21 protein-coding genes and 4 tRNA genes are annotated in these 25645 nt (G+C 64.7%); 23 read left to right on the top strand and 2 right to left on the bottom strand.

Annotated features, from left to right (window positions below; translation table 11 throughout):
- Position 1: 1 nt before the first annotated feature.
- The 17 genes from tolR to G015_RS0105950 all read left to right on the top strand — a co-directional run bounded on the left by tolR (position 2) and on the right by G015_RS0105950 (position 14202).
- Positions 2 to 454, top strand: a complete 453-nt coding sequence (tolR, locus tag G015_RS0106030) for a protein TolR (RefSeq protein WP_018138795.1) — start codon at positions 2 to 4, stop codon at positions 452 to 454.
- Positions 455 to 465: 11 nt separating this feature from the next.
- Entirely contained in the window at positions 466 to 1479 is a 1014-nt protein-coding gene (gene tolA / locus G015_RS0106025; RefSeq protein ID WP_020146312.1) for a cell envelope integrity protein TolA, read from the top strand.
- A gap of 32 nt (positions 1480 to 1511) precedes the next feature.
- A complete protein-coding gene (tolB, locus tag G015_RS0106020) occupies positions 1512 to 2798 on the top strand; it encodes a Tol-Pal system beta propeller repeat protein TolB (protein ID WP_020146311.1) in 1287 nt (428 codons plus the stop codon).
- 39 nt (positions 2799 to 2837) lie between these two features.
- Complete coding sequence (gene pal, locus G015_RS0106015; RefSeq protein ID WP_018138792.1) at positions 2838 to 3404, top strand: peptidoglycan-associated lipoprotein Pal; 567 nt, start codon at positions 2838 to 2840, stop codon at positions 3402 to 3404.
- A gap of 78 nt (positions 3405 to 3482) precedes the next feature.
- Positions 3483 to 4250, top strand: coding sequence for a tol-pal system protein YbgF (gene ybgF, locus G015_RS0106010; protein ID WP_018138791.1), 768 nt, complete (start codon positions 3483 to 3485; stop codon positions 4248 to 4250).
- A complete protein-coding gene (gene queE, locus G015_RS0106005) occupies positions 4247 to 4945 on the top strand; it encodes a 7-carboxy-7-deazaguanine synthase QueE (RefSeq protein WP_018138790.1) in 699 nt (232 codons plus the stop codon). Before ybgF ends, queE begins: the two co-directional genes overlap by 4 nt.
- Positions 4946 to 4948: 3 nt before the next feature.
- Positions 4949 to 5632: a 7-cyano-7-deazaguanine synthase QueC gene (gene queC / locus G015_RS0106000; RefSeq protein ID WP_038050064.1), complete on the top strand. Its 684-nt coding sequence runs from the start codon at positions 4949 to 4951 to the stop codon at positions 5630 to 5632.
- Between the two features lie 137 nt (positions 5633 to 5769).
- Complete coding sequence (locus G015_RS0105995) at positions 5770 to 7041, top strand: YeeE/YedE family protein (RefSeq protein WP_018138788.1); 1272 nt, start codon at positions 5770 to 5772, stop codon at positions 7039 to 7041.
- 131 nt (positions 7042 to 7172) lie between these two features.
- Positions 7173 to 7248, top strand: a tRNA-Lys gene (locus tag G015_RS0105990).
- Between the two features lie 118 nt (positions 7249 to 7366).
- A tRNA-Leu gene (locus G015_RS0105985) sits at positions 7367 to 7453 on the top strand.
- A gap of 85 nt (positions 7454 to 7538) precedes the next feature.
- Positions 7539 to 8846 carry a trigger factor gene (gene tig, locus G015_RS0105980; protein ID WP_018174653.1) on the top strand — a complete coding sequence of 436 codons (1308 nt, stop codon included), beginning with the start codon at positions 7539 to 7541 and terminating at the stop codon, positions 8844 to 8846.
- A complete protein-coding gene (clpP, locus tag G015_RS0105975) occupies positions 8843 to 9517 on the top strand; it encodes an ATP-dependent Clp endopeptidase proteolytic subunit ClpP (RefSeq protein ID WP_018138786.1) in 675 nt (224 codons plus the stop codon). The genes tig and clpP overlap by 4 nt, the downstream gene beginning before the upstream one ends.
- Before the next feature lie 116 nt (positions 9518 to 9633).
- Complete coding sequence (clpX, locus tag G015_RS0105970; protein WP_018138785.1) at positions 9634 to 10911, top strand: ATP-dependent Clp protease ATP-binding subunit ClpX; 1278 nt, start codon at positions 9634 to 9636, stop codon at positions 10909 to 10911.
- A 108-nt stretch (positions 10912 to 11019) separates the two neighbouring features.
- Positions 11020 to 13485, top strand: a complete 2466-nt coding sequence (gene lon / locus G015_RS0105965; protein ID WP_018138784.1) for an endopeptidase La — start codon at positions 11020 to 11022, stop codon at positions 13483 to 13485.
- A gap of 249 nt (positions 13486 to 13734) precedes the next feature.
- Positions 13735 to 14007: an HU family DNA-binding protein gene (locus G015_RS0105960; RefSeq protein WP_012981989.1), complete on the top strand. Its 273-nt coding sequence runs from the start codon at positions 13735 to 13737 to the stop codon at positions 14005 to 14007.
- An 11-nt stretch (positions 14008 to 14018) separates the two neighbouring features.
- Positions 14019 to 14094 (top strand) — tRNA-Val (locus G015_RS0105955).
- A gap of 31 nt (positions 14095 to 14125) precedes the next feature.
- Positions 14126 to 14202, top strand: a tRNA-Asp gene (locus G015_RS0105950).
- Between the two features lie 215 nt (positions 14203 to 14417).
- Here the strand turns inward: G015_RS0105950 and motB are convergent.
- Together motB and motA are read right to left on the bottom strand one after the other, a co-directional pair.
- Positions 14418 to 15395, bottom strand: coding sequence for a flagellar motor protein MotB (gene motB / locus G015_RS0105945; protein WP_020146310.1), 978 nt, complete (start codon positions 15393 to 15395; stop codon positions 14418 to 14420).
- Between the two features lie 19 nt (positions 15396 to 15414).
- The gene (motA, locus tag G015_RS0105940; protein WP_018138782.1) at positions 15415 to 16266 is read right to left on the bottom strand and encodes a flagellar motor stator protein MotA; all 852 of its coding nucleotides are present in this window, start codon (positions 16264 to 16266) and stop codon (positions 15415 to 15417) included.
- 109 nt (positions 16267 to 16375) lie between these two features.
- On the opposite strand from motA, the gene G015_RS0105935 reads away from it, so the two are divergent.
- From G015_RS0105935 to G015_RS0105910, 6 genes are all read left to right on the top strand, one after another.
- The gene (locus G015_RS0105935; protein ID WP_020146309.1) at positions 16376 to 17749 is read left to right on the top strand and encodes an HDOD domain-containing protein; all 1374 of its coding nucleotides are present in this window, start codon (positions 16376 to 16378) and stop codon (positions 17747 to 17749) included.
- A 156-nt stretch (positions 17750 to 17905) separates the two neighbouring features.
- Complete coding sequence (locus G015_RS0105930; protein ID WP_020146308.1) at positions 17906 to 19477, top strand: PAS domain-containing methyl-accepting chemotaxis protein; 1572 nt, start codon at positions 17906 to 17908, stop codon at positions 19475 to 19477.
- A gap of 607 nt (positions 19478 to 20084) precedes the next feature.
- Entirely contained in the window at positions 20085 to 21470 is a 1386-nt protein-coding gene (gene mgtE / locus G015_RS0105925) for a magnesium transporter (RefSeq protein WP_020146307.1), read from the top strand.
- 83 nt (positions 21471 to 21553) lie between these two features.
- Positions 21554 to 22204, top strand: a complete 651-nt coding sequence (locus tag G015_RS0105920) for a TorF family putative porin (protein ID WP_018994642.1) — start codon at positions 21554 to 21556, stop codon at positions 22202 to 22204.
- A 290-nt stretch (positions 22205 to 22494) separates the two neighbouring features.
- Positions 22495 to 24087, top strand: coding sequence for a Na/Pi cotransporter family protein (locus tag G015_RS0105915; protein WP_018138777.1), 1593 nt, complete (start codon positions 22495 to 22497; stop codon positions 24085 to 24087).
- Between the two features lie 68 nt (positions 24088 to 24155).
- A complete protein-coding gene (locus tag G015_RS0105910) occupies positions 24156 to 25637 on the top strand; it encodes an AMP nucleosidase (RefSeq protein WP_018138776.1) in 1482 nt (493 codons plus the stop codon).
- The last annotated feature ends 8 nt before the right edge of the window (positions 25638 to 25645 follow it).

The raw sequence follows: 25645 nt of genomic DNA, 5'->3' as shown, positions 1-25645 counted from the left end.
CATGTCCGAGCAGCGCCGCAACAGTCGCCGCCTGCGGCGGCCCATGTCCCAGATCAACGTCGTGCCGTTTATCGACGTGATGCTGGTGCTTTTGATCATCTTCATGATCACCGCGCCCATGCTGCAGCAGGGTGTGGAAGTCGACCTGCCGGAGGCGGACGCCGAGGCCCTGGACCGGGACGAACAGGCGGCCGAGCCGCTGGTGGTGACCGTGGACGCCAGTGGGGCCATGAGCCTGAACCAGGGGCCAATCATCGATGAGCCGCTGGCGCCTCAGGAGATGACCGAGATCGTGCGCGAGTTCCTGGCGGAGCATCCGGGCACCCAGACCTTCGTGCGTGGCGACCGTAATGTGGACTACGGGCGTGTGATCGACGCTATGATCGCCCTGCAGCGCGCGGGCGGCGGGCGTGTCGGGCTAATCACCGAGCCGCCGCGCGAAACCGGCGACTGACGCACGCTGCCGTGTTCGAGCTTGTCCGCCGCCACCCTGTCAGCTTCCTCCTCGTGCTCCTGTTGCACGGGGCGCTGTTTGCGGCGTTGATGTTCAATATCAGCCTGATATCCCCCACCTCCTCGCAGGCCGCGGTGGAGATCTCGGTGCAGGAGGATATTGAGGTGATCGACGCGGTGGCCGTGGATGCCGAGGCGTTCGATCAGGTCGAGCACCAACGCGAGGTCGCTCGCCAGGAAGAAGTCGCCGAGCAGCTGCGCGAGGAAGAGGAGCAACGGCGCGCCGAAGAAGAGGCCCGCCGCGAGGAAGAGCGCCGACAGGCCGAAGAGCAACGCCGCCAGGAAGAGGAAGAACGGGCGCGGCAGCAGGCGATCGAGGAAGCCGAGCAGGCACGCCGAGAGGCCGAAGAGGAGCGCCAACGCGCACAGGAAGAGGCCGAGGCCGAGCGTGAACGGATCCGCGCCGAACGCGAGGCGGCGGAGCGTGAACGACAGGAGGCCGAGGAGGCCCGCGAGCGCGAAGAGGCCGAGCGGCGCGAGCGTGAAGAGGCTGAACGCCAGGCCCGCGAGGAGCAGGAGCGCCGCGAGCAGGAAGAAGCCGAGCGTCGTGAGCAGGAAGAGGCCGAACGCCGGGCCGAACAGGCGCGCGAACTTGAGGAGCAGCGCCGCCGCGAGTCGATGGAACGCGAGCAGGAGCGCCTGGCGGAAGCGCGCGAACGGCGCGAGGCCGCGGAGCGCCAGGCGCAGATGGACCGCGAGGTGGACGAATGGCGGGCCCAGGTGCAGTCGGTGGTCCAGCGACGCTGGCGCCAGCCGTCGGATATCGACTCCTCGGATCGTGCCATTGTTCTCGTGCGTGTAAACGAGACCGGGCGTATCATCGACTTCGATATCGAAAGCTGTTCCGGCGACAGCCGGTTCTGCGACTCCGTGCGCCAGACCATGGACCGTCTGAGTTCGCTGCCGCGCCCGCCGGATGCGAGCGCGGTGCGTGGCGGGGTGCGGATCCGATTTGAACCGGACTGATTCGCGGGCCACGCCCGCCTGACGAGGAGCTCATGCGACGACTGATTCACTGGATGCTGCCGGCCATGCTGCTGCTGTGGGTAGCGCAGGCACAGGCCGTGCTGGAAGTCACGGTCACCGAGGGGGTCACCGGGGCAATACCGGTGGCCGTTGCGCCGTTTACCTACGAGGGGGAGGGTGAGCTCGACGAGGACATCTCCCAGATCGTCGCGGCCAACCTGGCCCGTAGCGGGCTGTTCAATGTCGAACAGGACGATCTGCCTGCGGCCCCGTCCGGACCGGCCGACTTTCTTGCCGAGCCCTGGGCCGACACCGGGGTCGAGTACCTGGTCGTGGGCAATCAGCGCCGCGATGGCGATGACGTCCTCGTGGAGTTTCACGTATTCGATGTGCTGTCCGAGGAACGCCTGGGCGGCTGGCGCATTCCGGTGCCCGGCGACATGCTCCGGCGCGGGGCGCATCGTATCTCGGACATCATCTACGAACAGATCACGGGTGACCCGGGGGCATTCAGTGCGCGCATCGCGTTCGTGAGCGTGGAGCGTAACGGCGACGAGCGCCGCTTTGCCCTTGAGGTCGCCGATTCCGACGGGGCCAATCCGCGCACCCTGTTTCGTTCCGCGAAGCCGATCATGTCGCCGGACTGGTCGCCGGATGGACGCGAACTGGTGTACGTCTCGTTCGAGAACCGCCGTTCCGAGGTCTATCGCCAGAATGTCGAGACCGGCAGTCGGGAACGGGTGGCCAGCTTCACGGGTATCAACAGCGCGCCCGCCTGGTCGCCCGATGGCCGCTATCTCGCGCTGAGCCTGTCACGCGATGGGGCGCCGAATATCTACCTGATGGAGCTGGAGACGGGCGAGATGCGCCAGATGACCCAGACCAGCTCGATCGAGACCGAGCCGGTCTGGTCGCCCGATGGCGAAACCCTCTACTTTACGTCCGACCGCGCAGGCGCGCCGCAGATCTATGCGCTGCCGCGAGAGGGGGGCAGCCCCCGGCGTCTGACATTCGAGAGCGGCTATGCGGCCGCGGCGACGGTGTCCCCGGATGGGCGTTATCTGGTCTACGTGCACGGTGGTGATGGCGGATTTCAACTGGCCCGTCTCGATTTGAACGACCGCCGTGTGACCCGCCTCACGGATGGGCGGGATGCGGAATCGCCAAGCTTTGCCCCGAATGGCAGCATGATTATCTATGCGATGACAGATGGCGGGCGTGGCGTGCTGGGCTCGGTGAGCCAGGATGGGCAGGTCCATCAGCGTCTCGCTGCCAGGGAGGGCGAGGTCCGTGAGCCGGCCTGGTCACCCTTGAATTGATCTTCCTAATAACAACCGCTTTTCGAGGATAATGACGTGATGAGCACGATCTTTCGCTGGTTTTTTGTGGCCATGGTGATTGGGGCGCTGTCGGCGTGTGCGACGCCGACGCGTGATGCCGAGGATGCCGAACGCGAGGCCGAGCGGGCTGCGGCCGAGCAAGCGGAGCGCGAACGCGCCGAAGCCGAGGCCCGCGAGGCCGAGGCCCGCGCGCTGGGCCGCGATCGGCAGTTCGATGCCGATGCGCTGGATGATCCGGACAGCCCGCTGGCCGAGCGCCTGGTCTATTTCGAGTTCGACCGTGACGAGGTGCAGTCGCAGTACATGGATATGCTCGAGGCGCATGCGGCCTATCTGTCGCAGAACTCCGGGGCCCGCCTGCGGCTGGAGGGCCATACCGACGAGCGAGGTACTCGCGAGTACAACCTGGGGCTGGGCGAGCGCCGCGCACAGTCGGTGCGCCGTATCCTGACCCTGAACGGGGCCTCGGATGACCAGATCGAGGTCATCAGTTATGGTGAAGAAATGCCGGTCGCCTTTGAGCAGAACGAGGAGGCTTGGGCCAAGAATCGCCGGGTCGAATTGGTCTACGAATCCCGGCGCTAGACGACGGGAGGCGCCATGCGGCGTTTGACAGGTAGCAGTAACCGAAATGCCCCCCCGGGGGCATTTCTCTTTCCACGGGTGGGTGTGGCGGTCGCCGCCGGGGTGTTGGTCCTGGCGATGGGGTCGTGGGGCCCGCTTGCCAGCGAAGCCGTCGCCCAGGACGACGTGTTCGCGACCCAGTCGCAGATCCGCGACCTCTCGCGGAGGCTGGACCGCATCGAGCGGACGCTGGACTCCAGCGCCATGCAGGAACTCCTGCGGGGTGCGGAAACCATGAACCGGGAGATGCGCGAGCTGCGGGGCGAAGTGGAGACGCTGCGCCACGAGCTGGAGCGTCTGAACGCCCGTCAGCGCGATCAGTTCCGTAACCTGGACGAGCGTGTGGCCACGTTCGAGACCGGCGCGGCCGCGCCCGCGGATACCGCTGCCCCGGCGGACGAGGTCATTGAGTTCGACCTTCCCGAGGCGGACGAGCAGGCGGCCTACCAGGAGGCCTTCGAGCAGTTGATGGCGGGTGACTACAACGCCGCGATGAGCGGCCTTGAACGCTTCATCGAGAGCTATCCCGACAGCGACTATTCCGCCAATGCCTGGTACTGGCTGGCCGAGGCCAAGTATGCCAGTGGCGACTTCGAGGCGGCCCTGGAGGATTTCGAGCATTTGCGCGAGCAGTACCCGGAGAGCGACAAGTCCGGGGATGCCCTGCTCAAGATCGGCTATGCGCATTACGAGCTGGGCAACGAGGACGAGGCCCGCGAGGCGCTGGAGGCGGTGCGCGCCGATTACGGCGGCACGACGCTGGACCGCCTGGCACGCGAGCGGTTGCGGCGGCTCGACGGGCAATGACCGAGATCCCCGTGCGTGCCCGGCGCGCACCGACCACGGGCGATTCGCATGGCCCGACCCAGGTCCGTATCACCGAGATGTTCGTTTCGCTGCAGGGCGAGGCGGCGGATTCCGGCTGGCCCACCGCATTTGTGCGGCTGACCGGGTGCCCGCTGCGTTGTCGCTGGTGCGACAGTGCTTACGCCTTCGAGGGTGGCGAGGCACGCGCGCTGGACTCGATCCTCGCGTGGGTCGGTCAGACGGGCGTCCGTCATGTCTGTGTCACGGGTGGGGAGCCACTGGCCCAGCCCGGTTGTCGCGACCTGCTGGCGCGGCTGTGTGATGCAGGCTATCGGGTGTCGTTGGAAACCAGCGGCGCCCTCGACATCGGCGGGCTCGATTCGCGCGTCACGGTCGTGATGGACTGGAAGGCGCCGGGCTCCGACGAGCAGGACCGCAACCTGGAGGCCAATATCCCTCACCTTGCTGCCGGCGATCAGCTGAAGTTCGTACTCGCGAACCGAGCGGATTTCGATTGGGCCCGCGCGGAACTCGGGCGCCTGGATCTTGCGCCCGAGGTCGAGGTCCTGTTCTCGCCGGTATTCGGCGAGCTCGCCCCGCGCGAGCTGGCCGACTGGATCGTGGCCGAACGGCTGCCCGTGCGGTTTCAGCTTCAGCTCCACAAGCTCCTGTGGGGCGATCAACCAGGTCGTTAGTCGATGTCGCAACCGGATAAGGCGGTGGTGTTGCTATCGGGCGGGCTGGATTCTGCAACCTGCCTGGCAATGGCGCTGGCCGACGGGCTCGACTGTCATGCCCTGTCGATCGACTATGGCCAGCGACACCGTACCGAGCTCGACGCGGCGCGCCGCGTGGCTGCCGCCCAGGGCGTGCAGGACCACCGAGTGGTCCGGGTCGACCTGACCGCGATCGGCGGCTCCGCGCTCACCGATGACGCGATCGCGGTCCCCACCGAGTCGAGCGAAGGCATCCCGGTGACCTATGTGCCCGCCCGTAATACGGTGTTCCTGTCTCTGGCGCTGGGGCTGGCCGAAACGCTTGATGCCCGGCTGCTCTATGTCGGTGCGAATGCGGTCGACTACTCCGGGTACCCGGATTGTCGACCGGCCTTTATCGACGCCTTCCGCGACCTTGCGCAGGTCGCTACCCGTGCCGGGGTGGAGGGCGTACGCTGGGAGGTGCGTGCACCCTTGATGCACATGAGCAAGGCCGAGATCATCCGTGCCGGCGCGCGCCTGGGGGTCGATTACGCCCAGACGGTGAGTTGCTATCAGGCCGACCCCGAGGGCCGGGCCTGCGGACGATGCGATAGCTGCCGTATCCGTCGCGAGGGTTTTGCGGCCGCTGGTGTCCCCGACCCGACTCTCTACCGGACGGCCTGACGGCGGACGGTTCGCCCTCGTCAGACAGCCCCGGGTCCGGAATGAATTGGGGGTCGATCTCGTCTTGCGTCCGATGTATGCTGCGCACCCCATGGGTGCAGGCGTGCCCGACAACCGATCAGTGAGAGGATACGTTGATGGAATTCTCCAGCTTTTCAACCGCCGCAATGATGTTCCTGGGCGGCACGTTCGTCCTCGCCTTCATCATGGGTGCGGTCGCGAACAAGACCAACTTCTGCACCATGGGAGCCGTCTCCGACTGGGTGAACATGGGTGATACCGGGCGCATGCGCTCCTGGCTGCTGGCGATTGCCGTGGCGATGCTGGGTGTGGCGGCGCTCGAATTCTTCGGGGTGCTGAGCGCCGAGGGTTCCTTCCCTCCCTACCGCGGCGAAAACTTCAACTGGCTCGGGCACGTCCTGGGTGGCTTCCTGTTCGGCATCGGCATGACCTATGCGTCCGGCTGCGGTAACAAGACGCTGGTGCGTGTGGGTGGCGGCAACATCAAGTCGGTGATGGTGATGATCATCATCGGTGTGATCGCCTTCTGGCTGACCAGCCGCGCCACTGTCTTCGGCACCGGCCAGACGCTGTTCCAGCTGCTGTTTGGCTGGATGGACGCGGTGTCCATCCAGATGGAAGGCGGCCAGGATCTTGGCTCCATTATCGCTGGCGAGAACGCCCTGGGCGCCCGCCTGGTGATGGGTCTGGTGATCGGTGTGCTGCTGCTGGCCCTGATCTTCAAGGCCGCGGATTTCCGCAAGAGTTTCGACAACATCCTGGGCGGTCTGGTGATCGGCCTGGTGGTGATCGGGGCCTGGTGGCTGACCAGCAACATCCAGATCGACGACGGCATGGGCGGCGTGTACAGCGCCCAGGAATACATCCAGGAATGGGATTTCGTCGCCGATGACGACGATGGCGAGCGTCCGGCGCTGTCCGGTCCCTGGGCCAACCAGTCGTTTACCTTTATCAACCCGATGGGCCAGAGCGTGGGCTACGTGTCCAGCGGCTTTGACCGCACCATGCTGTACTTCGGTGTGCTGGCGCTGGCCGGCGTGATCCTGGGTTCGTTCTTCTGGGCTCTGGTGTCGCGCAGCTTCCGAATCGAGTGGTTCTCGTCCTTCCGTGACTTCGTCAACCACTTCATCGGCGGCATCCTGATGGGTGTCGGCGGCATCCTGGCGCTGGGTTGCACCATCGGTCAGGCGGTCACCGGGATTTCCACGCTGGCGCTGGGTGGCTTCTTTACCTTTGCGTTCATCGTGTTCGGGTCCGCGCTGACCATGAAGATCCAGTACTACAAGATGGTCTATGAAGACGAGGCGACCTTCGGCAAGGCCCTGGTCACCTCGCTGGTGGACATGAAGCTGCTGCCGGGTGGCATGCGCAAGCTCGAGGCCATCTGATCGCCGGCCGCCGGGGGAGCCTTGCGTTTTCCCCGGCGGGCCGTAAACTACGCGGCGCGGTGATTCAGGTGCTGCCGCGTAATGACAAGGCCGGCGGACCCCTGCGGGGGTGCCATGCGGGCCTCAGACATGGGTCGTTAGCTCAGTTGGTAGAGCAGTTGGCTTTTAACCAATTGGTCGTAGGTTCGAATCCTACACGACCCACCATTATTCCCGGGCGCGTGCGAGCGCGGCCGGCACAAGGGCCCGCCTACGCGGGCTTTTTGTGTTTATGGGACGCGAACAGGCTAGAATGCGCGCCTTTATCGAACCATTGAATGCACACGCGAAAGTGGCGGAACTGGTAGACGCGCTGGGTTTAGGTCCCAGTGGGGTAAAACCCGTGAGAGTTCGAGTCTCTCCTTTCGCACCAATGTCCCGTGAACGCCCAGGCAGGCAGCCGGCGAGTGCTGCGGTCGGCAGGGATGACCGATTTTTGAACTATTGCGAGGCCCTTCATGCAAGTTTCCGTTGAAGCCACCGGCAACCTGGAACGCAAGATGACCATCCAGGTCCCCCCCGAGCGCGTCGAGACCGAAGTCGACAACCGTCTGAAATCGCTGGCCAAGCGCGTCCGGCTCGACGGCTTTCGCCCGGGCAAGGTCCCGCTGAAGGTCGTGCGCCAGCGTTACGGCGCCGGGGTCTATCAGGAGGTGCTGAGCGAAGTCCTGCAGGAGAGTTACCGCGAGGCCGTGCAGCAGGAAGGGCTGGAGCCTGCGGGGAACCCGAGTATCGAGCCGCAGAGTGTGGAAAGCGGGCAGCCGATCGAGTTCGTTGCGAGCTTTCAGGTCTTTCCCGAGGTCGAGGTGGCCGATTTCTCCGATGCCGAGATCGAACGCCCGGTGGCCGAGATTGGCGACGAGGACATCGATCGCGTGATCGACTCCCTGCGCGAGCAGAACAAGGAATGGGCCGAGGTCAAGCGCAAGGCGAAGAAGGGCGATCGCATCACGCTGGACTTCGTCGGCAGCATCGATGGCGAGGAGTTCGAGGGTGGTAAGGCCGAAGACTTCCAGGTGGAAGTGGGTGCCGGCCGTCTGATCGAAGACTTCGAGAAGCAGCTCAAGGGCGTGAAGACCGGCGAAGAGCCGACCATCGACGTCACCTTCCCCGATGACTACCCGGCCGAGAACCTGAAGGGCAAGACCGCGCAGTTCGCCCTGACCATCAAGAAGGTCGAGGGGCCCAAGCTGCCTGAGGTGGACGAAGAGTTCGCGAAGAAATTCGGCATCGAAGACGGCTCGGTCGAGAAACTTCGCGCCGACGTGCGGTCCAATATGGAGCGCGAGTTGAACCAGGCGCTGAAAGGCAAGGTCAAGAATCAGGTCATGGAGCTGATTATCGAGCGCCATGGGTTCGACCTGCCGGATGCCCTGGTGAAGTCCGAGATCAATCGCCTGCGCGAGGAGGCCGAGAAGCGCTTCGGTGGTGCCCAGCAGACCCAGCCGCTCCCCGACAGTCTGTTCGAGGAGGAGGCCAAGCGCCGCGTGCGCCTGGGTCTGTCCCTGCGCGCCATCATCGACCAGAAGGGGTTCGAGGTGGACGCGGAGCGGGTCGAGCGTGACCTGGAAGACATGGCGGCCACCTACGAGGACCCGGAAGAGGTCAAGCAGTACTACCGCTCCAACCCGCAGGCGAAGAGCAACCTGGAGTCGCTGGTGCTCGAGGACCAGGTGGTCGACTGGATCGTCGATCAGGCCAAGGTCACCGAGAAAAAGACCAGCTTCCAGGACGTCATGAATCCGAATAAGGAGTCGACTGAATGAGCCACGACATGGCCGGTCAGGGGGCGCAGCATGCCCAGGGGCTGAATCTGGTCCCGATGGTGGTCGAGCAGACCGCCCGCGGCGAGCGCGCCTATGACATCTACTCCCGGTTGCTGAAGGACCGGGTCATCTTCTGTGTGGGTCCGGTCGAGGACTACATGGCCAACGTGATCGTGGCCCAGCTGTTGTTCCTCGAATCGGAAAACCCGGACAAGGAGATCAGCCTGTACATCAACTCCCCGGGCGGGGCCGTGACCGCGGGCATGGCGATCTACGACACCATGCAGTTCATCAAGCCCCAGGTGAGCACCCTGTGTGTCGGCCAGGCCGCGAGCATGGGCGCGGTGCTGTTGGCGGGTGGTGCCCCGGGCAAGCGTTACTCCCTGCCGCACTCGCGGGTCATGATCCACCAGCCGCTGGGCGGGTTCCAGGGGCAGGCATCGGATATCGACATCCACGCCCGCGAGATCCTGAAGATCCGCGAGGAGCTCAACCGCGTACTCGCTCACCACACCGGGCAGACCGTGGAGCAGGTGGAGCAGGACACGGATCGTGACCGTTTCATGACCGCAGTGGAGGCTAAGGACTACGGCCTGGTGGACAACGTCCTCTCCAGCCGCGGCGCGCCGGACACCGGCGACAAGGAAGCCGGCAAGAAGGACAAGTCCTGATCGAAGCCAGGCTGGGTGCGAGCGGGATATACCGGACTCGCGCCCGGTCCGTTTGCAACGTGGCTGCAAACGGGGCATGTTCTGAGAAACCCTGATAGCGCAACCGAGGCATACGGATGAGCGACGACAAGACCCCCTCCGCCGACGGCAAGCTTCTGTACTGCTCTTTCTGCGGGAAGAGTCAGCACGAAGTGCGCAAGCTGATCGCGGGTCCCTCCGTGTTTATCTGCGACGAGTGTGTCGAGCTTTGCAACGACATCATTCGCGAGGAGATGCAGGAGGCGGGGCATACCGAGCGCGATTCGCTGCCCAAGCCGCGCGAGATCCGCGAGATCCTCGACGACTACGTGATCGGGCAGAACTCCGCGAAGAAGATCCTCTCGGTCGCGGTGTACAACCACTACAAGCGCCTCGAGGCCCGAGCCGGCAAGGACGACGTCGAGTTGTCCAAGTCCAACATCATGCTGATCGGCCCGACCGGTTCCGGCAAGACGCTGCTGGCCGAGACGCTGGCGCGGGTGCTCAACGTCCCGTTCACCATCGCCGACGCGACCACGCTGACCGAGGCCGGTTACGTGGGCGAGGACGTCGAGAACATCATCCAGAAGCTGCTGCAGAAGTGCGACTACGATGTGGAGAAGGCCGAAAACGGCATCGTCTACATCGACGAGATCGACAAGGTCTCGCGCAAATCGGACAATCCCTCGATCACCCGCGATGTCTCGGGCGAGGGTGTGCAGCAGGCCCTGCTGAAGCTGATCGAGGGCACCACGGCCTCCGTGCCGCCGCAGGGCGGGCGCAAGCATCCACAGCAGGAGTTCCTGCAGGTCGATACCCGCAACATCCTGTTCATCTGCGGCGGTGCCTTCTCCGGCCTGGAGAAAATCATCCAGCAGCGCGCGGAGAAGGGTGGTATCGGTTTCTCTGCCGAGGTCAGCTCCAAGGACGAGAGCAAGAGCGGCGGCCAATGGCTGAAACAGCTGGAGGCCGACGACCTGGTGCGCTATGGCCTGATCCCCGAGTTCGTCGGTCGTCTGCCGGTGCAGGCGACGCTGGACGAACTGGACGAGGATGCGCTGATCACCATCCTGACCCAGCCGAAGAACGCGCTGGTCAAGCAATACGCCCGTCTGTTCGATATGGAAGGCGTGGAGCTCGAGTTCCGGGACGATGCCCTGGCCGCGATCGCCCACAAGGCGATGGAGCGCAAGACCGGCGCCCGGGGCCTGCGCACCATCATGGAGAACATCCTGCTCGACACCATGTACGAGCTGCCCTCGATGGAGGGCGTCAGCAAGGTGGTGATCGACGAAGCCGTGATCCGCGGAGACGCCGAGCCCTACCTCATCTACGAGAACGCATCGTTCTCCAAGCAGGCCGCTGCCGATTCCTGAAGCTTCGCGGTCATGCACAGGGGGCGGGCATGGGGCTGGCCCCGGCTTGAAAAACGGTCAGGGCGCCCCCATCTCTCCCGTACATTCGTCAAGCCCTGAGGGGGCCACATGACCGACCAACACTCCTCCCAGAACGAGGTGGATTCCCCCGTGAAGCGCGTCGCGGTCCTGCCGCTGCGCGATGTCGTGGTGTATCCGCACATGGTCATCCCGCTGTTTGTGGGTCGCGAGAAGTCGATCCGCGCGCTGGATTCCGCCATGGCCCAGAACAAGCAGGTCCTGCTGGTGGCGCAGAAGAGCGCCGAGGTGGACGAGCCCGAGGCCGGCGATCTGCACGAGATCGGTACCCTCGGCAACATCCTGCAATTGCTGCGCCTGCCCGATGGCACGATCAAGGTGCTGGTCGAGGGCGCCCAGCGCGCGCGCGTGATGGATGTCTCCACGACCGGCAATGCCGAGAAGGAAGAGGACTACTTCACCGCCGATATCCGCATGATCGAGGAGGAGTACGACACCGAGGAGAAGGAACTCGAGGTCCTCGGCCGCTCCGCGCTCAATCAGTTCGAGCAGTACATCAAGCTGAACAAGAAGGTCCCGCCGGAGATCCTGACCTCGCTGGCCGGGATCGACGACACCTCGCGTCTGGCTGACACCATTGCTGCGCACATGTCGCTGAAGCTCGAGGAGAAGCAGCAGGTCCTCGAGATCGCCAACGTGCGTGCGCGTCTGGAGCACCTGGTCGCCAAGATCGAGGGCGAGATGGACGTGCTGCAGATCGAGAAGAAGATCCGCGGCCGCGTGAAGCAGCAGATGGAGAAGTCCCAGCGCGAGTACTACCTGAATGAGCAGATGAAGGCCATTCAGAAGGAGCTGGGCGATCTCGAGGATGCGCCAAACGAACAGGAAGACCTGGCCGAGAAGATCGAGCAGGCCGGCATGCCGGCGGAGGCCAAGAAGAAGGCCACCGCCGAGCTGAACAAGCTGAAGATGATGTCGCCGATGTCGGCCGAGGCCACCGTCGTGCGCAGCTACATCGACTGGCTGGTCAATGTCCCGTGGAAGAAGAAGACCCGGGTCAGCAAGGACTTGGCCCGTGCCGAGAAGATCCTCAACGAGGACCACTACGGCCTGGAAGAGGTCAAGGAGCGCATCCTTGAATACCTCGCCGTGCAGTCGCGTGTGCGCAAGCTGAAGGGCCCGATCCTCTGCCTGGTCGGTCCCCCGGGGGTCGGCAAAACCTCGCTGGGCCAGTCCATCGCGCGCGCAACCAACCGCAAGTTCTCGCGCATGGCCCTTGGCGGTGTCCGTGACGAAGCCGAGATCCGCGGTCACCGCCGGACCTATATCGGCTCCCTCCCGGGCAAGATTGTCCAGAACCTGTCCAAGGTCGGGGTGCGCAACCCGCTGTTTTTGCTCGACGAGATCGACAAGATGGCGATGGATTTCCGCGGCGATCCGGCCTCGGCGATGCTCGAGGTCCTGGACCCGGAGCAGAACCATACCTTCAGCGACCACTACCTGGAGGTCGATTACGACCTCTCCGACGTGATGTTCGTGGCCACGGCCAATTCGATGAACATCCCCGGTCCGCTGCTGGATCGTATGGAGGTCATCCGCTTGTCCGGCTACACCGAGGACGAGAAGGTCAACATCGCCCATACCTACCTGGTACCGAAGCAGATCAAGACCAACGGCCTGAAGCCGGACGAGATCAATATCTCCGATGCCGCGGTGCGCGACGTCGTGCGCTACTACACCCGCGAGGCGGGTGTGCGCGCCCTGGAGCGCGAGATCGCCAAGATCTGCCGCAAGGTGGTCAAGCAGCGTCTCCTGGCCAAGGGCAAGGAGCGTGACCGCACCACGTCGGTCACCCCGAAGACCCTGGACAAGTACCTGGGTGTGCGGCGCTTCCGCTTCGGCCTGGCCGAGGAGAACGATCAGATCGGCCAGGTGACTGGCCTGGCGTGGACCGAGGTCGGTGGCGAACTGTTGACCATCGAGGCGACGGTCGTCCCGGGCAAGGGCAAGACCCAGCAGACCGGCAAGCTCGGCGACGTGATGCAGGAGTCGATCCATGCGGCCCTGACCGTCGTGCGCTCGCGTGCCGAGTCCCTGGGGGTCGAGGAGAACTTCCACGAGAAGAAAGACCTGCACATCCATGTCCCCGAGGGCGCCACGCCCAAGGACGGCCCCTCGGCCGGTATCGCGATGTGCACGGCCATCGTCTCGGCGCTGACCGGCATCCCGGTACGTGCCGACGTGGCGATGACCGGCGAGATCACCCTGCGGGGTCAGGTGCTGCCGATCGGCGGGCTCAAGGAGAAGCTGCTGGCGGCCCATCGTGGCGGGATCCGCACGGTGCTGATCCCCGAGGAGAACGAAAAGGACCTGGTGGACATCCCGAAGAACATCAAGAACAAGCTCGATATCCGCCCGGTACGCTGGATCGACGAGGTGTTCGAGGTGGCGCTCACGCACCTGCCGGAGGCCAAGGGCGGCGAGACACCGGCCAAGGTCGAGGAGGCTGTGAAGCCGGCCAAGGAATCGGGCCGACGCCGGGTCCGGCACCACTAAGCAACGGATTTGCAATCAAAACCGCGGCTTCGGCCGCGGTTTTTTTGCGCCGTGGCGTACAGTGAACCGCAGGGGTTGTGTAACGCTTGTTTGACACTTTTTCGAGCCCCTTGATATAACCCCAATCGCATTATTTGATTCCCGGCTGGGCAAGCCCGCGACAGGATGGAGAACCCTCCCCGCGCTGGTGTAAGCTTGGCCTTCATCGGGCCGTAAGCCTGAGTCACCACTGAGATAAGGAAGCGCTTCATGAATAAATCCGAACTGATCGACGCGATCGCCGCAGAAGCCGATGTCCCGAAGGCCCAGGCCGGCCGCATGCTGGACGCCATGGTGACCGTGGTGGGCGATACTCTGGCCAAGGGCGACCAGGTCTCCCTGGTGGGCTTTGGCACCTTCCTCGTCCGCGAGCGCGAAGCCCGCACCGGCCGTAACCCGCGTACTGGCCAGTCCATCCAGATCGCTGCCTCCAAAACGCCTTCTTTCAAGGCTGGTAAAGCGCTCAAGGATCGCGTAAACTAGTGCGCTTTATCGGGTGCTTAGCTCAGTTGGTAGAGCGTCGCCCTTACAAGGCGAATGTCGGCGGTTCGAACCCGTCAGCACCCACCATGCAGCCTGACTGGCTGCATGAAGAAAATTTGGAGCGGTAGTTCAGTTGGTTAGAATACCGGCCTGTCACGCCGGGGGTCGCGGGTTCGAGTCCCGTCCGCTCCGCCATATCTGAGAAAGGCGCCTTCGGGCGCCTTTTTCTTTGCCTGTCGTACAGCCCAGGCCGCCCCCCCAACCCGTTCGCGAGAAGCGACCCTTTGTCTTTTGGTGCACGGGAAAGAGGGGCTGCCGCGGCGCATACGGCCTGGCTTGAGCTCGGTACGCGGTCGGCGCTGGTTGCTGCGAGCGCACCTTGGGGCGCGCGCGAGAGGGAGCCGTAGCGCTCAGGTGTCGCTTGGGCGAGTTTCGTCGATGGGCGCTTGGGGATCGATCGGTGTGCCCGGGCCGTTCTCGCTCTCAGGGGAGGAGGTGGATTCTGGTGCGTAGGTCTCGCCCTCAAGGCTCTTGCGCATCGCTTCTTCGGCCTCCTGGTTGAGCACGATGATGGAGATGCGTCGGTTGATGGCCGCCTCCGGGTCGTCGCGGGTGAACGGTACGCTGTCGGCCAGGCCCACGACCCGCGCGACCTGTCCCGATTCGGCTCCGCCCGCAATCAGCGCACGGCGTGCGGCATTGGCGCGGTCGGTCGAAAGCTCCCAGTTGGAATAGTCCGGACGCAGCAAGGGGCGGGCATCGGTGTGGCCGGTGATCGAGATGCGATTCGGCACCTGATTGATCAGGCTTGCGAGCTCGCGCAGGATCGCGTCGGCGTGCGGAAGAGGAGTGGAGCTGGCGGTGTCGAACATCGGGCGATTCTCGCGGTCGATGATCTGGATGCGCAGTCCCTCGGGAGTGATATCCAGCAGCAACTGGTCCTTGTAGGGCGCCAGGGCCTGGCTCTGGCCCAGGGCTTCCTCCAAGGCTTCCTGAAGTGCCTCCAGGGCCTCGCGGTCGCGGGCTTCGGCCAGCTCGTCCAACGCCTCTCCATCCAGCCCCATGGGTGCCTCCATGGCCTCGGGGTCCTGGATCAGCTCGGGCATGCCCTCGAAGTCGATCAGCGATGGATCGACCCCGGTCCCATCGCCCGGTGCCTGGCCGGGCGCGGCGGCCTCGCCGACGAATGCGGAAGGGTTCTGGAAGTACTCGGATATGCCGGCGCGTTGTTCGTCGTCCAGCGCCACGAGCAGCCATAACACCAGGAAGAAACCCATCATCGCGAGGGTGAAGTCGGCAAACGCGATCTTCCACGCGCCACCGTGGTGGCCGCCCTTGACCACCTTCTTTTTGACGATGATCGGCTGGGTCTTGTCCTCGACGCCCATGTGGCTGATCCGGAGGCGGTCAGGCCCCCTTCACGTGCTCCTCGAGCTCGGTAAAGCTCGGGCGCATGGCGCCTTCCATGGTCTTGCGGCCAAACTCGACGGCGACCTGCGGGCTGTAGCCCTGGACATTGGCCAGGATGCAGGCCTTGATGCACTGCAGGAACTTGGCTTCTTCCTGGGCGCGGGTCTCGAGCGCCGTCGAGGTCGGTCCGGCAAAGCCGTAAGCCAGCAGGATCCCGAGGAATGAGCCGACCAGCGCGGCCGCCACGCTCGAGCCGATCTCCTCGATCGAGCCGTCGAGCCTGCCCATGGTCATTACGATCCCCAGCACCGCGGCGACGATCCCGAAGCCGGGCAGGGCCTCCGCAACGCGGTGCACGGCGTGGGCGGGCTTGTGCGATTCCTCGTGATGGGTCTCGAGGTCCAGATCCATCAGGGCATCGAGTTCATGCGGGTTCATGCTGCCGGAGATGATCAGGCGCATGTAATCGGTAATGAACTCCATCGCGTGGTGATCCTGCAGGATCCGCGGGTGGGCCTGAAAGATCTCGCTGTTCTCCGGCTCCTCGATGTCATTCTCCACCCCCATCAGCCCTTCCTTGCGGGCCTTGGTGAAGAGCTTGTACATCAGTGCGAGCAGGTCGAGGTAGTCGTCCGACTTGTACTTGCTACCCTTCATCAGGCTGGGGATGGACTTGAAGACGGTGATGACGACTCGAGGCGGATTGGCGATCAGGAATGCGCCCAGCGCTGCACCCCCGATGATCCAGTATTCGTATGGCTGCCACATGACCCGAAGGTCGCCGCCATGAAAGTAGTACCCCCCGAAGACCGACGAGAATACGACGACGATGCCAAGAAAATACTTCACGAAACGGGAACCCCGAGCTGGTCGATGGGCGAAAGTGACGCCGGTCACGCTTTCGCTGTTGATATAGTGACGGCCATAACGATAACGACTCCCCCGCGCGAGGTACAGCATGGCCAAGGATGAGGGCGCGCCCTATAGCGACCAGGCACGTCGCCTGGCTGGACTCGACTGGCCGATTCTGGAAGCCAGTGCAGTCGCCTTTTCCCAGCCGGATGCGCTGGTGCAGCGCTCCTTGCGGGATTTGGGCCAGTGGGCGGAGCGCGACCCCGGCCTTGCACTGCGTCTGGTCCTGCGGGCGAACGGCTCGCGCCGCGGTATGCGCCAGGAGGTGCATTCGGTGCCCGATGCCATCGCCATGCTCGGTCTGCAGAACGTCTGCGATGAAGTCCGCACGGCCCCGCCGGTTGGTGAGGTCGTGCGTGAACCGCAGCGATATCGGCAGGTGGCGGCCCAGTCGCGGCTGGCGGCGATGATCGCGGCCGACGTGGCCCAGCGTCGACGCGACTCCGAGCCGGCGGAAGTCGGTCTGGCCGCCCTGCTGAATCAGCTGGGCCTGCTCGGTCTCCTGGTGGCTGGTGAGCCACGCCTGGGCCGCCTGCTTGCCATGCTGGAGCTCAACGCCCTTCCCGACGAGGCCAGCTATACCGCGCTGGGCTACGCGACCGACGACCTGTCGCGTGCGATGACCGAGGCGATGGAGCTGCCCGAACTGGTCGTGGGGACTCAGCGCGCGGTCAACGCCGCGCATCCGCGCGCCTTTGAGGTCATGGTCGCCAGTGCGGTGGCCTGGCAGATCATGCGCGGGATGGACACGGTGCGGGGCGATCGCGATCTGCGCCTGTTGGCCGGCCTGACCGGAGTCAACGAGAAGGTCGTCGCGGACCGGCTGTCGGAGATCATCGATCGCTTCAATGACGACGTCGACCTGTATCACATCGAGCCCCTGAATCCCGCGACACCCGGGTCGGTCTGGCTCGGCGTGCGCCACCGCACGCGCCTCGCGCTTTGCCCACGTGCGGATGTGCTGGAGGAGGGGCTGGCGCGACTACAACAGGACACCAACCGCGTGTCGCGGCTGCGGCGCATATTGCGCGTGATGCAGTTCGGGCTGGGACTGAACCGGGTGGTGTTCGCCCGGCTTGCGCGTGATGGCGAATCACTGCGAGCCGAGCACATGGTCGGCACACTGCACGAGCCGGAATTTAGTCACTTCGTGATCCATCGTTCGGCCCTGGGCCCGCTGGAGGCCGTGCTGGAGGATGACATGCCGACCTGGTGGGGGCGCCACTACCCGGGCGTGGCGCTGCCGGAGGCGGTCCAGGCCCTGACAGGAGGGGTCGATGCCTTTTATGCGCCGGTGCGGGACCAGGGCCAGGTGGTCGGTCTGGTGTATGCCGATCGCCGCAGTCGCCAGCATGCCCTCGATGACCGCGCGTTCAAGGGTTTTTGCCGCGTGGTGCAGGCAGCCTCGAGCGCCGGTTAGTCTTTTCTCGCACACGATCAATTGGCCCGTGCCTCAAGCTACGACGGCCCTGGCCGTTATATCGGGTGGTGCATATATGGTCCCGCATGAAGGCGAGGCCATCTGTCTGCCGCTTCGGCTCCACCCTGACACTGGAACAACAGGACATCGTCCCTTATGCGCAAGAACCTTCCCGTTACTCAGACCGAGTATTCCCTGGAGGCCCACGGAGACCTGATCTCGGCCACCGACGAGAAGGGCCGGATCCGCTATGCCAACGATGACTTCGTGACGGTCAGTGGTTTCGACTGTGAAGAGCTGGAGCATTCGCCGCACAACATCGTGCGCCACCCGGACATGCCGGAGGCCGCCTACGCGAACATGTGGGAGACCCTGAAGGCGGACCACCCGTGGATGGGTATCGTCAAAAACCGGCGCAAGGACGGTGACCACTACTGGGTGGATGCCTTTGTAACACCTGCCTACGAGCACGGCCGCAAGACCGGTTACGAGTCGGTGCGGGCCATCCCGGAGCGCGAGCATGTCGCCCGCGCGGAGCAGGTTTATGCCGCGCTCAACCGGGGCCGGAGTTTTGCGCGGCGCTGGTATCACGGCCTCACCTGCCGTCTTGCGGGGACGTGGATCGCGGGCTTTCTGCTGGCGCTGGCCGCTGTGTCCCTGGCACCCCCGCCACTGGTCCTGGCCGGCCTGCTGGCGCTGGTCTTCGTCGCCGGTGGGGTGGTGTCGCTGGCGTTGACCTCGGGTATCCGGCAGGCGGTTAACCGCGCCCGCGAACAGTTCGACAACCCCGTGATGGAGGCGATCTATACCGGGCGTCGCGACGACAGCGCGTCGCTGGAGTTGATCCAGCATTTCAACGAGGCGAAGCTGCGCACGGTGCTGGGCCGTATCGAGGACAAGGCCGATGCGGTGGCCGGTGACGCGCAGGCGATGGCCAGCAGCGTCGATCAGACGGCCTCGGGCGTGGAGCGCCAGCAAAACGAGATCGACCAGGTCGCCACTGCGATGAACGAGATGAGCTCGACTATCCAGGAGATGGCCGGCAATTCCGCGCGCGCGGCCGAGGCCGCGAACCACGCCGAGCAGGAGACCGGGGCCGGGCAGGAGGTCGTGAACGACACGGTTGCCGTGATCAACCGCATGGCGGCCGAGGTCGAATCGACTGCCGAGAAGCTGGGCAAGCTGGAGGCGAGCACCGAGGAGATCGACAAGATCCTGGGTGTGATCCGCGAGATTGCCGAACAGACCAACCTGCTGGCGCTGAACGCCGCGATCGAGGCCGCGCGCGCGGGCGAGCACGGCCGCGGCTTTGCGGTGGTGGCCGACGAGGTGCGCTCACTGTCGCAGCGCACCGACGAGTCCACGGTGACCATCCGCAACATGATCGAGAGCCTGCAAAACGGTGCCCGCGAGGCGATGTCCGCCATGCGCGCCAGCCAGGAACAGGCGGCCGACGGGGTTGAAAAGGCCCGTGCGGCGGGGGATTCGTTGACTACCATCCGCGAGGCCGTCGCCCAGATCACCGAGATGAACACCCAGATCGCCACGGCGGTCGAGGAACAAAGCGCGGTCTCCGAGGAGATCAACCGCAACGTGACCTCCATCCGCGATGTCGCCAGCGAAACCGGTTCGGTCTCCGCACATGCGCGCGACGCCAGCGCGCGCATGCTGGCCGAGGCCGCCGAACTCAAGGCGCTGATCCAGCGTTTTGAACAAAAGGCCGTATAAGAATTTTATTTTCGGGGTTGCGAAAGTGAATGGTCGTCACTACAATCGCGCCCATCTTGAGTAGCAGAGGTCTGTCAATGGACTGTTGTCGATGGATGCATGAGCGTCGGGCCGGTAGCCGGTACGAGCATGCATATCGTTGCCAGCGGGGTCCCGCCACCCGGTAGTGCGGTGGTGTCCCCCGGTGTCAGCGATATGCGTGACTCCGGGGGGTGGCAGAAAGCCTTTCCCCTTGCGCCCCTCGCGGGTGCCCCCCCAGCCCCTCAGCCCGTATTGCGCCCGCCCTTGCGCGTGGCGCGCTGCCCCATGCCATTCGATGATATTCCGCCTCTGCCCGGATTCCGGGCCGATGCGCACGTTGCCGTGCGCGTAACGGATTGGACTGTATCCATGAATAACCAGCAGGAGGCCGCCATGCCAGCGCCTGAAGACGACGACCCCGGGTCTAGACCCGGAACATCACTGCGGGGCAGTGAGAAAAGTAAAAGTGTGTTCGTCTCGCTGATGGGGGTTTTGTAAGAGACCGCCACCAGCGGTCACGGGATTCTTTTGTCTTTTGTAATGCCCCGCGTGCGTTTTTTATTTTTTAAGCACAAGGAGCATTGCAATGAACGACAAGATTCTGGAAATGATTCATGCCGGTGACGTGGGTGCTGCCCGCGACGAGGTGATCCATCCGGTCCCGGCCATTACCGCCAACCGCCTGTCCGAGCTGGACCCGCGTTCGCGCTGGGTGATCCTGGAGGGCGTGGATACCAACGAACGTCGCGCCATCTTCCTGGCGATGGATGACGAAGAGCAGGCGATCCTGTTCGAGCACATGCCCGAGCCGGAGGCCCGCGAGCTGGTCCAGAGCCTGCCGGCCTACACCCTGGCGCGGTCTCTGACGCTGGTGGACAAGTCCCTGGCGGACGAACTCCTGGATGCCCTCCCCGGGGCCAAGCGCGACAAGGTGCGCGCCCTGTGGCGTCAGGACGAGGACACCGTGGCTCGTGTGATGCGTCGCCCGGTGTTCTGGGTGACCCCGGAAGAGACCGTCAGCGAGGTCACCGCCCGCCTGCGCGACGATCGCAATATGCCGGACGATGTCGGGGCCGCACTGCTGATTACCGATCGCGACCACCACTACAAGGGGCTGGTGCGCCTGGGCCGGATGTTCCGCGCGGAGTCCGGCCAGACGGTTGGGGATCTGATCGAACTGGAGGACTTCTGCACCACGCCCGACGGCGACAAGGTCGAGGCCGCCCGCCTGCTGCAGCGCACGGATCTGCCGTATCTGCCGGTGGTGGATGCCGACGGCGTGCTGGTGGGGGTGCTGCGCATCGACGACGCGATGGACGTGCTCGAGGAAGACACCTCGGAGGACTTCTACAAGAAGGCCGGGATCGGCGACCTGCTGCACCAGAAGGATGTCGTGCGCTCGGAGAAGCTGACCTCCGGCGGGATCGGCTATGCGGTCAAGGTGCGCATGGCCTTCCTGATGGTGACGCTGGCGGGTGGTCTGGCCGTAGGCGGGGTGATCGACTTCTTCGAGGACACCCTGGCGGCGGTGGTCGCGCTGGCCATCTTCATCCCGCTGGTGATGGACATGGGCGGCAACGTTGGCACGCAGTCGACCACGATCTTCGCCCGCGGGCTCGCCCTGGGGCATATCAACCTGGGCCGCTTCTTCCGCGCGCATCTGGTCCGAGAGGGGGGCGTAGGCCTGGCCATGGGGGTTGTGATGGCCGTCATCGCCGGTACCATCGCCCACTTCTGGCAGGGTGCGCCGAACGGCATCCCGGAGCTGGGCATCGTGGTTGGCGTGGCACTGTTTGTCTCGGTGTTTACCGCGTCGATCCTGGGCTTCCTGCTTCCGTGGGTACTGCTGAAGATCGGTGTGGACCATGCGCCAGGCGCGGACCCGTTCATCACGACCATCAAGGATTTCACCGGGCTGGCCGTGTACTTCGGCATGGCCGCCTGGCTGCTGAGTGCGCACATGCCGGCCTGAATGCCGGGGAATCCGAACCGTGTTGCCGGAGACAGAATCCGGCAACACGCCCGTAACGAACGTTTGATAGAAGAGGAATTGACATGAACCATCGAAACTTCCATCGCGGCGTGCTGGCCGCAGCCAGTGTATTCGCCTTCGGCATCTCGGCGGCCCAGGCCACCGAGGCCGAATTCAACATCGGCGTGTTCACCGACTACATCGACGACGGTGCGTCCAAGTCCGACAACGACCCGGTGGTGCAGGGCGGCTTCGAGCTGGGCTTCCCCACCGGCGTGTTCACCGGTGTGCAGGCCTCCAGCCTGGGCAGTGGCCGTGGCACCGAGATCGTCCCGTTCGTCGGCTATGGCTTCGACGCTGGCCCGATCGGCATCGAATTCGGCTACGAGTACTCCCATTACTCCAGCCTGGATGACGAAGACGAGGGTGAGCTGTTCCTGGGCGCCGATTGGGGGCCGCTGTTCGCCGAGGTGGCGTATGTCGCCCACGCCGACGATCGCGATGCCGAGGGCAGCCGCGTCTGGTTCGTCGGGGCCGGGCACGAGGTGGCCCCGCGTACCGAGCTCTTCGGCGGGCTCGGCTATGACGATCCGGCCGATGACAACGGCGCGAAGTTCTGGGAACTGGGCGCGGCGCACGCGACCGACTTCGGCACCTTCTCGCTCACCTACGCCTCGCGCGACGAGAGCGGTGCTCAGGACCTCTTCGTGGCCGGCTACACTCTGAGCTTCTGACGCGTCCGCTCCGGACACTGACCAGCGGGCCGTCTTCCGGGACTCCGAGCCGGGAGGCGGCCCGTTTTCTTTTGCAGGATCCGAGTCCGGAAAGGAGCGTTGTGACTGCCAGGGCGGGCCCGTAGCTGCCGTTCAGATTGCGCAGCGTTCCCTGCTGCCCGAACGGCTGGCAGATAACCAGCCGCCTGGCAGCGGTGAGCAGACCCGTTTCCCAAAACCGAAGCTCCGGGACAGGGCCCCGGAGCCTGCAAGTACACAAACTGAGCGCGAACCGCTGCACAGGTGCCGCGATGGAAATGATCAATCTCGTAGCAGGCGTCCTGCTGATCCTGTTCGGCCTGCGCTTCCTGCGCAAGGGCTTCGCGCGGGCGATGGGCGGTGACCTGATCGACTGGCTGCAGGGCTTTACCCGCACTCGCCCCCGCGCATGGGTCGGTGGTGTCGCGGGCGGGGTCGTAATGCCCTCGTCGACGGCCGCGGCCCTGCTCTCGGTGCAGATGACCCGCCGCGGGAATGTCGCCTGGGAAAACGTGCTCGCGGTTCTGCTGGGGGCGCAACTGGGCACGACGGCGCTGATCCAGGTGTTGTCCTTCGACCTGCAGGCATTCGCGGGCCTGTTCGTCGCCCTGGGCGCGGCGTTGTTCCTGTACGTCGAGGCCCCACGGCCGCGGGGAATCGGGCAGGCGCTGCTGGCGTTCGGTTTCATGCTGCTGGGGATGGGGCTGCTGGGCGAGGCCGCTCGCTCGCTGGGCAATGATCCCGCCGTGGTCAATCTCTTCGCCGCGCTGGGGCAGCTCCCCCTGCTGTTTCTGATCGGCGCTGCGCTGCTGACGCTGCTGATGCAGAGCGCCACGGCGTCGATTGCGCTCGCGCTTGCGCTGGTCGCAAGCGGGCAGGTGGACCTGACGATGCTTCTGCTGTGGGTACTGGGCGCGAACATCGGTCTGGTGCTGACGGTGTTGGTTGCCGGCTGGGGCGATCGCCAGGGGCGCCGGCTCGGTCTGGCCAATTTTCTGGTCAAGGGGCCGCTGGTGGTCGCGCTCACCGCCGTGTTGCTGACCGTTCCGCTGGCATCGCTGGAGTCGCTGCCCGGTACCCTCCCGCAGCAGGCGGCCTGGGGCCATACCCTGTTCAATCTGGCTGCCTGTGCGGCGATCCTGTTCGCGCCTCTGCTCGGGCGCTGGGTCCGTGTCCTGGTTCCCAAGCCCGCCGCCGAGCCCTCCGCGGCGACCAGTCTCGACCCGCTGCTCCTGCAGAATCCAGCCCTGGCCCTGAACGCCGTGCTGCGTGAGACACTGAAGGTGTTCGATCAGCTGCACCTGATCCGCGAGCGGGCGATGCTCGCGCTGTCCGAGGGTGCGCTTCCGCCCGGGCTCAAGACGGAGATGGATCATCGGCGCTGGCAGATCCTGGAGGTTCGCGACGAACTGGTGGAGTTCCTGGACGGCATCCCCGACGACGCGCTGGATGAGGACGACCAGGTCCTGAAGGAGACTCTGGACGACTTCATGCGCGAACTGCCGGTCATCGTGCGCACGCTGGGTCCGAACCTCTACGAGGATGTCGAGCGCCTCGTGCGGACACATCCCAACGCGCTGGACGCCGCGCGCCCGGTGTTGGCCGAGGCCGCGACGCGGCTCTCGCAGCAGATGAACACCGTGGCGCGGATGCTGATGCGCGAGCGCCCCGAGTTCGGGCGCAAGATCCTGGAACGCAAGCAGGAGAACAGCCGCTGGCTGATCCAGGCGAAGCGCACGCAGATCGGCCTGCCGTACCCGGTCTGGGAGATCCTCGATGACTTCCAGCAGCTCAATCGCCGTCTGAGCGGTGTCGCGTACGTCTACTGCCGCAACGAACCGGAGGTCGAGGCGCTGGACACGTAAGTATGCTTGTTACCGAGCTGATGCGATTCAGGCACCGAGGCACTGGCCAAACAGAAAGGAGAATCCGGATGACGCCGAACAGCTTGCCTCCAATTCAGGCCCCTGCGGTGCCCGAGTTTCGCTCTTTTACGGATGCCGACCAGGCGGTCGCCTGCCTGGAAGAGCTCTACGCGACCGCAACACGATTTCTTGTCGAAGCGTTTGATGGTGTTTCCAGAGGTGAGCTGCCGGCGGCCCGTTTCAGGGCTTGCTATCCGGAAATCCGTTTTTCCACCTCGCGCTTCGATCCGATCGATTCGCGCCTGAGCTTCGGCCACGTAACGGAGCCGGGAACGTATACGACAACGGTGACCCGCCCGGACCTGTTCCGGGATTACCTGCATCAGCAGATCACGTTGCTAATGCAGAACCATGGCGTCCCGGTCAGCGTGGGTCCCTCCACAACGCCGATACCCCTGCAATTTGCCATGGCCGGCAGGGGTGAGGTGAAGCCGCTGGAGCATGACGGGCAGGAGCGCTCGCTGCGCGACCATTTCGATGTGCCGGATCTGGCCACCATGAATGACGAGGCCGCCAATGGTGACGCCGTGGCGCGCGAGGACGGCTCCCTGCCGCTGGCCCTGTTCAGCGCGCAGCGGGTGGATTACTCGCTGGCGCGGATTGCGCATTACACGGGCACTGCGCCCGAGCATTTCCAGAACCACGTCCTGTTCACCAATTACCAGTTCTACATGGACGAGTTCGAGGCCTTCGCCCGTGCACAGCTAAGCGATCCCGGCAGCGGCTACACCGCGCTCGTGGCGCCGGGGGATGTCGTGATCACCGACCCTGACGCGCCGATCCCCGCACGGCCCCGCTTGCCGCAGATGCCGGCCTTCCACCTGCAGCGTCCGGGCGGGGCGGGGGTGACGCTGGTCAATATCGGTGTGGGGCCATCGAATGCGAAAACTGCCACCGACCATATCGCCGTGCTGCGCCCGCGTGCCTGGCTGATGGTGGGTCATTGCGCCGGGCTGCGAAGCTCTCAGGCGCTGGGGGATTTCGTTCTCGCCCATGCCTACCTGCGCGAAGACCACGTGCTCGATGCCGATCTGCCCGTATGGGTGCCGATTCCGGCTTTGGCCGAGATTCAGATCGCGCTTCAGGATGCCGTGGCGGAGATCACGCAGCTCGAAGGCTACGACCTGAAGCAGATCATGCGCACCGGCACGGTAGCCACCATCGACAATCGGAACTGGGAGTTGCGGGAGCAGTCCGGGCCGGTGCAGCGCCTCAGCCAGTCTCGGGCGATCGCCCTGGATATGGAAAGCGCAACCATCGCGGCCAATGGGTTCCGCTTTCGCGTCCCCTACGGGACGCTGCTGTGCGTATCCGACAAGCCGCTTCACGGTGAACTGAAACTGCCAGGCATGGCGTCGAGCTTCTACCGAACACAGGTGTCGCGCCACCTGCAGATCGGGATTCGCGCAATGGAGTCGCTGCGCGACATGCCCATCGAGGAAATCCACAGTCGCAAGCTGCGTTCCTTCAACGAAACGGCGTTCCTGTAGCGCCTCGA

The sequence above is a fragment of the Thioalkalivibrio sp. ALJ15 genome, from assembly GCF_000383695.1.
Lineage (GTDB): Bacteria > Pseudomonadota > Gammaproteobacteria > Ectothiorhodospirales > Ectothiorhodospiraceae > Thioalkalivibrio.
The sequence above is the reverse complement of the archived record's forward strand: the minus strand, read 5'-3'. Positions and strand labels throughout refer to the sequence as shown.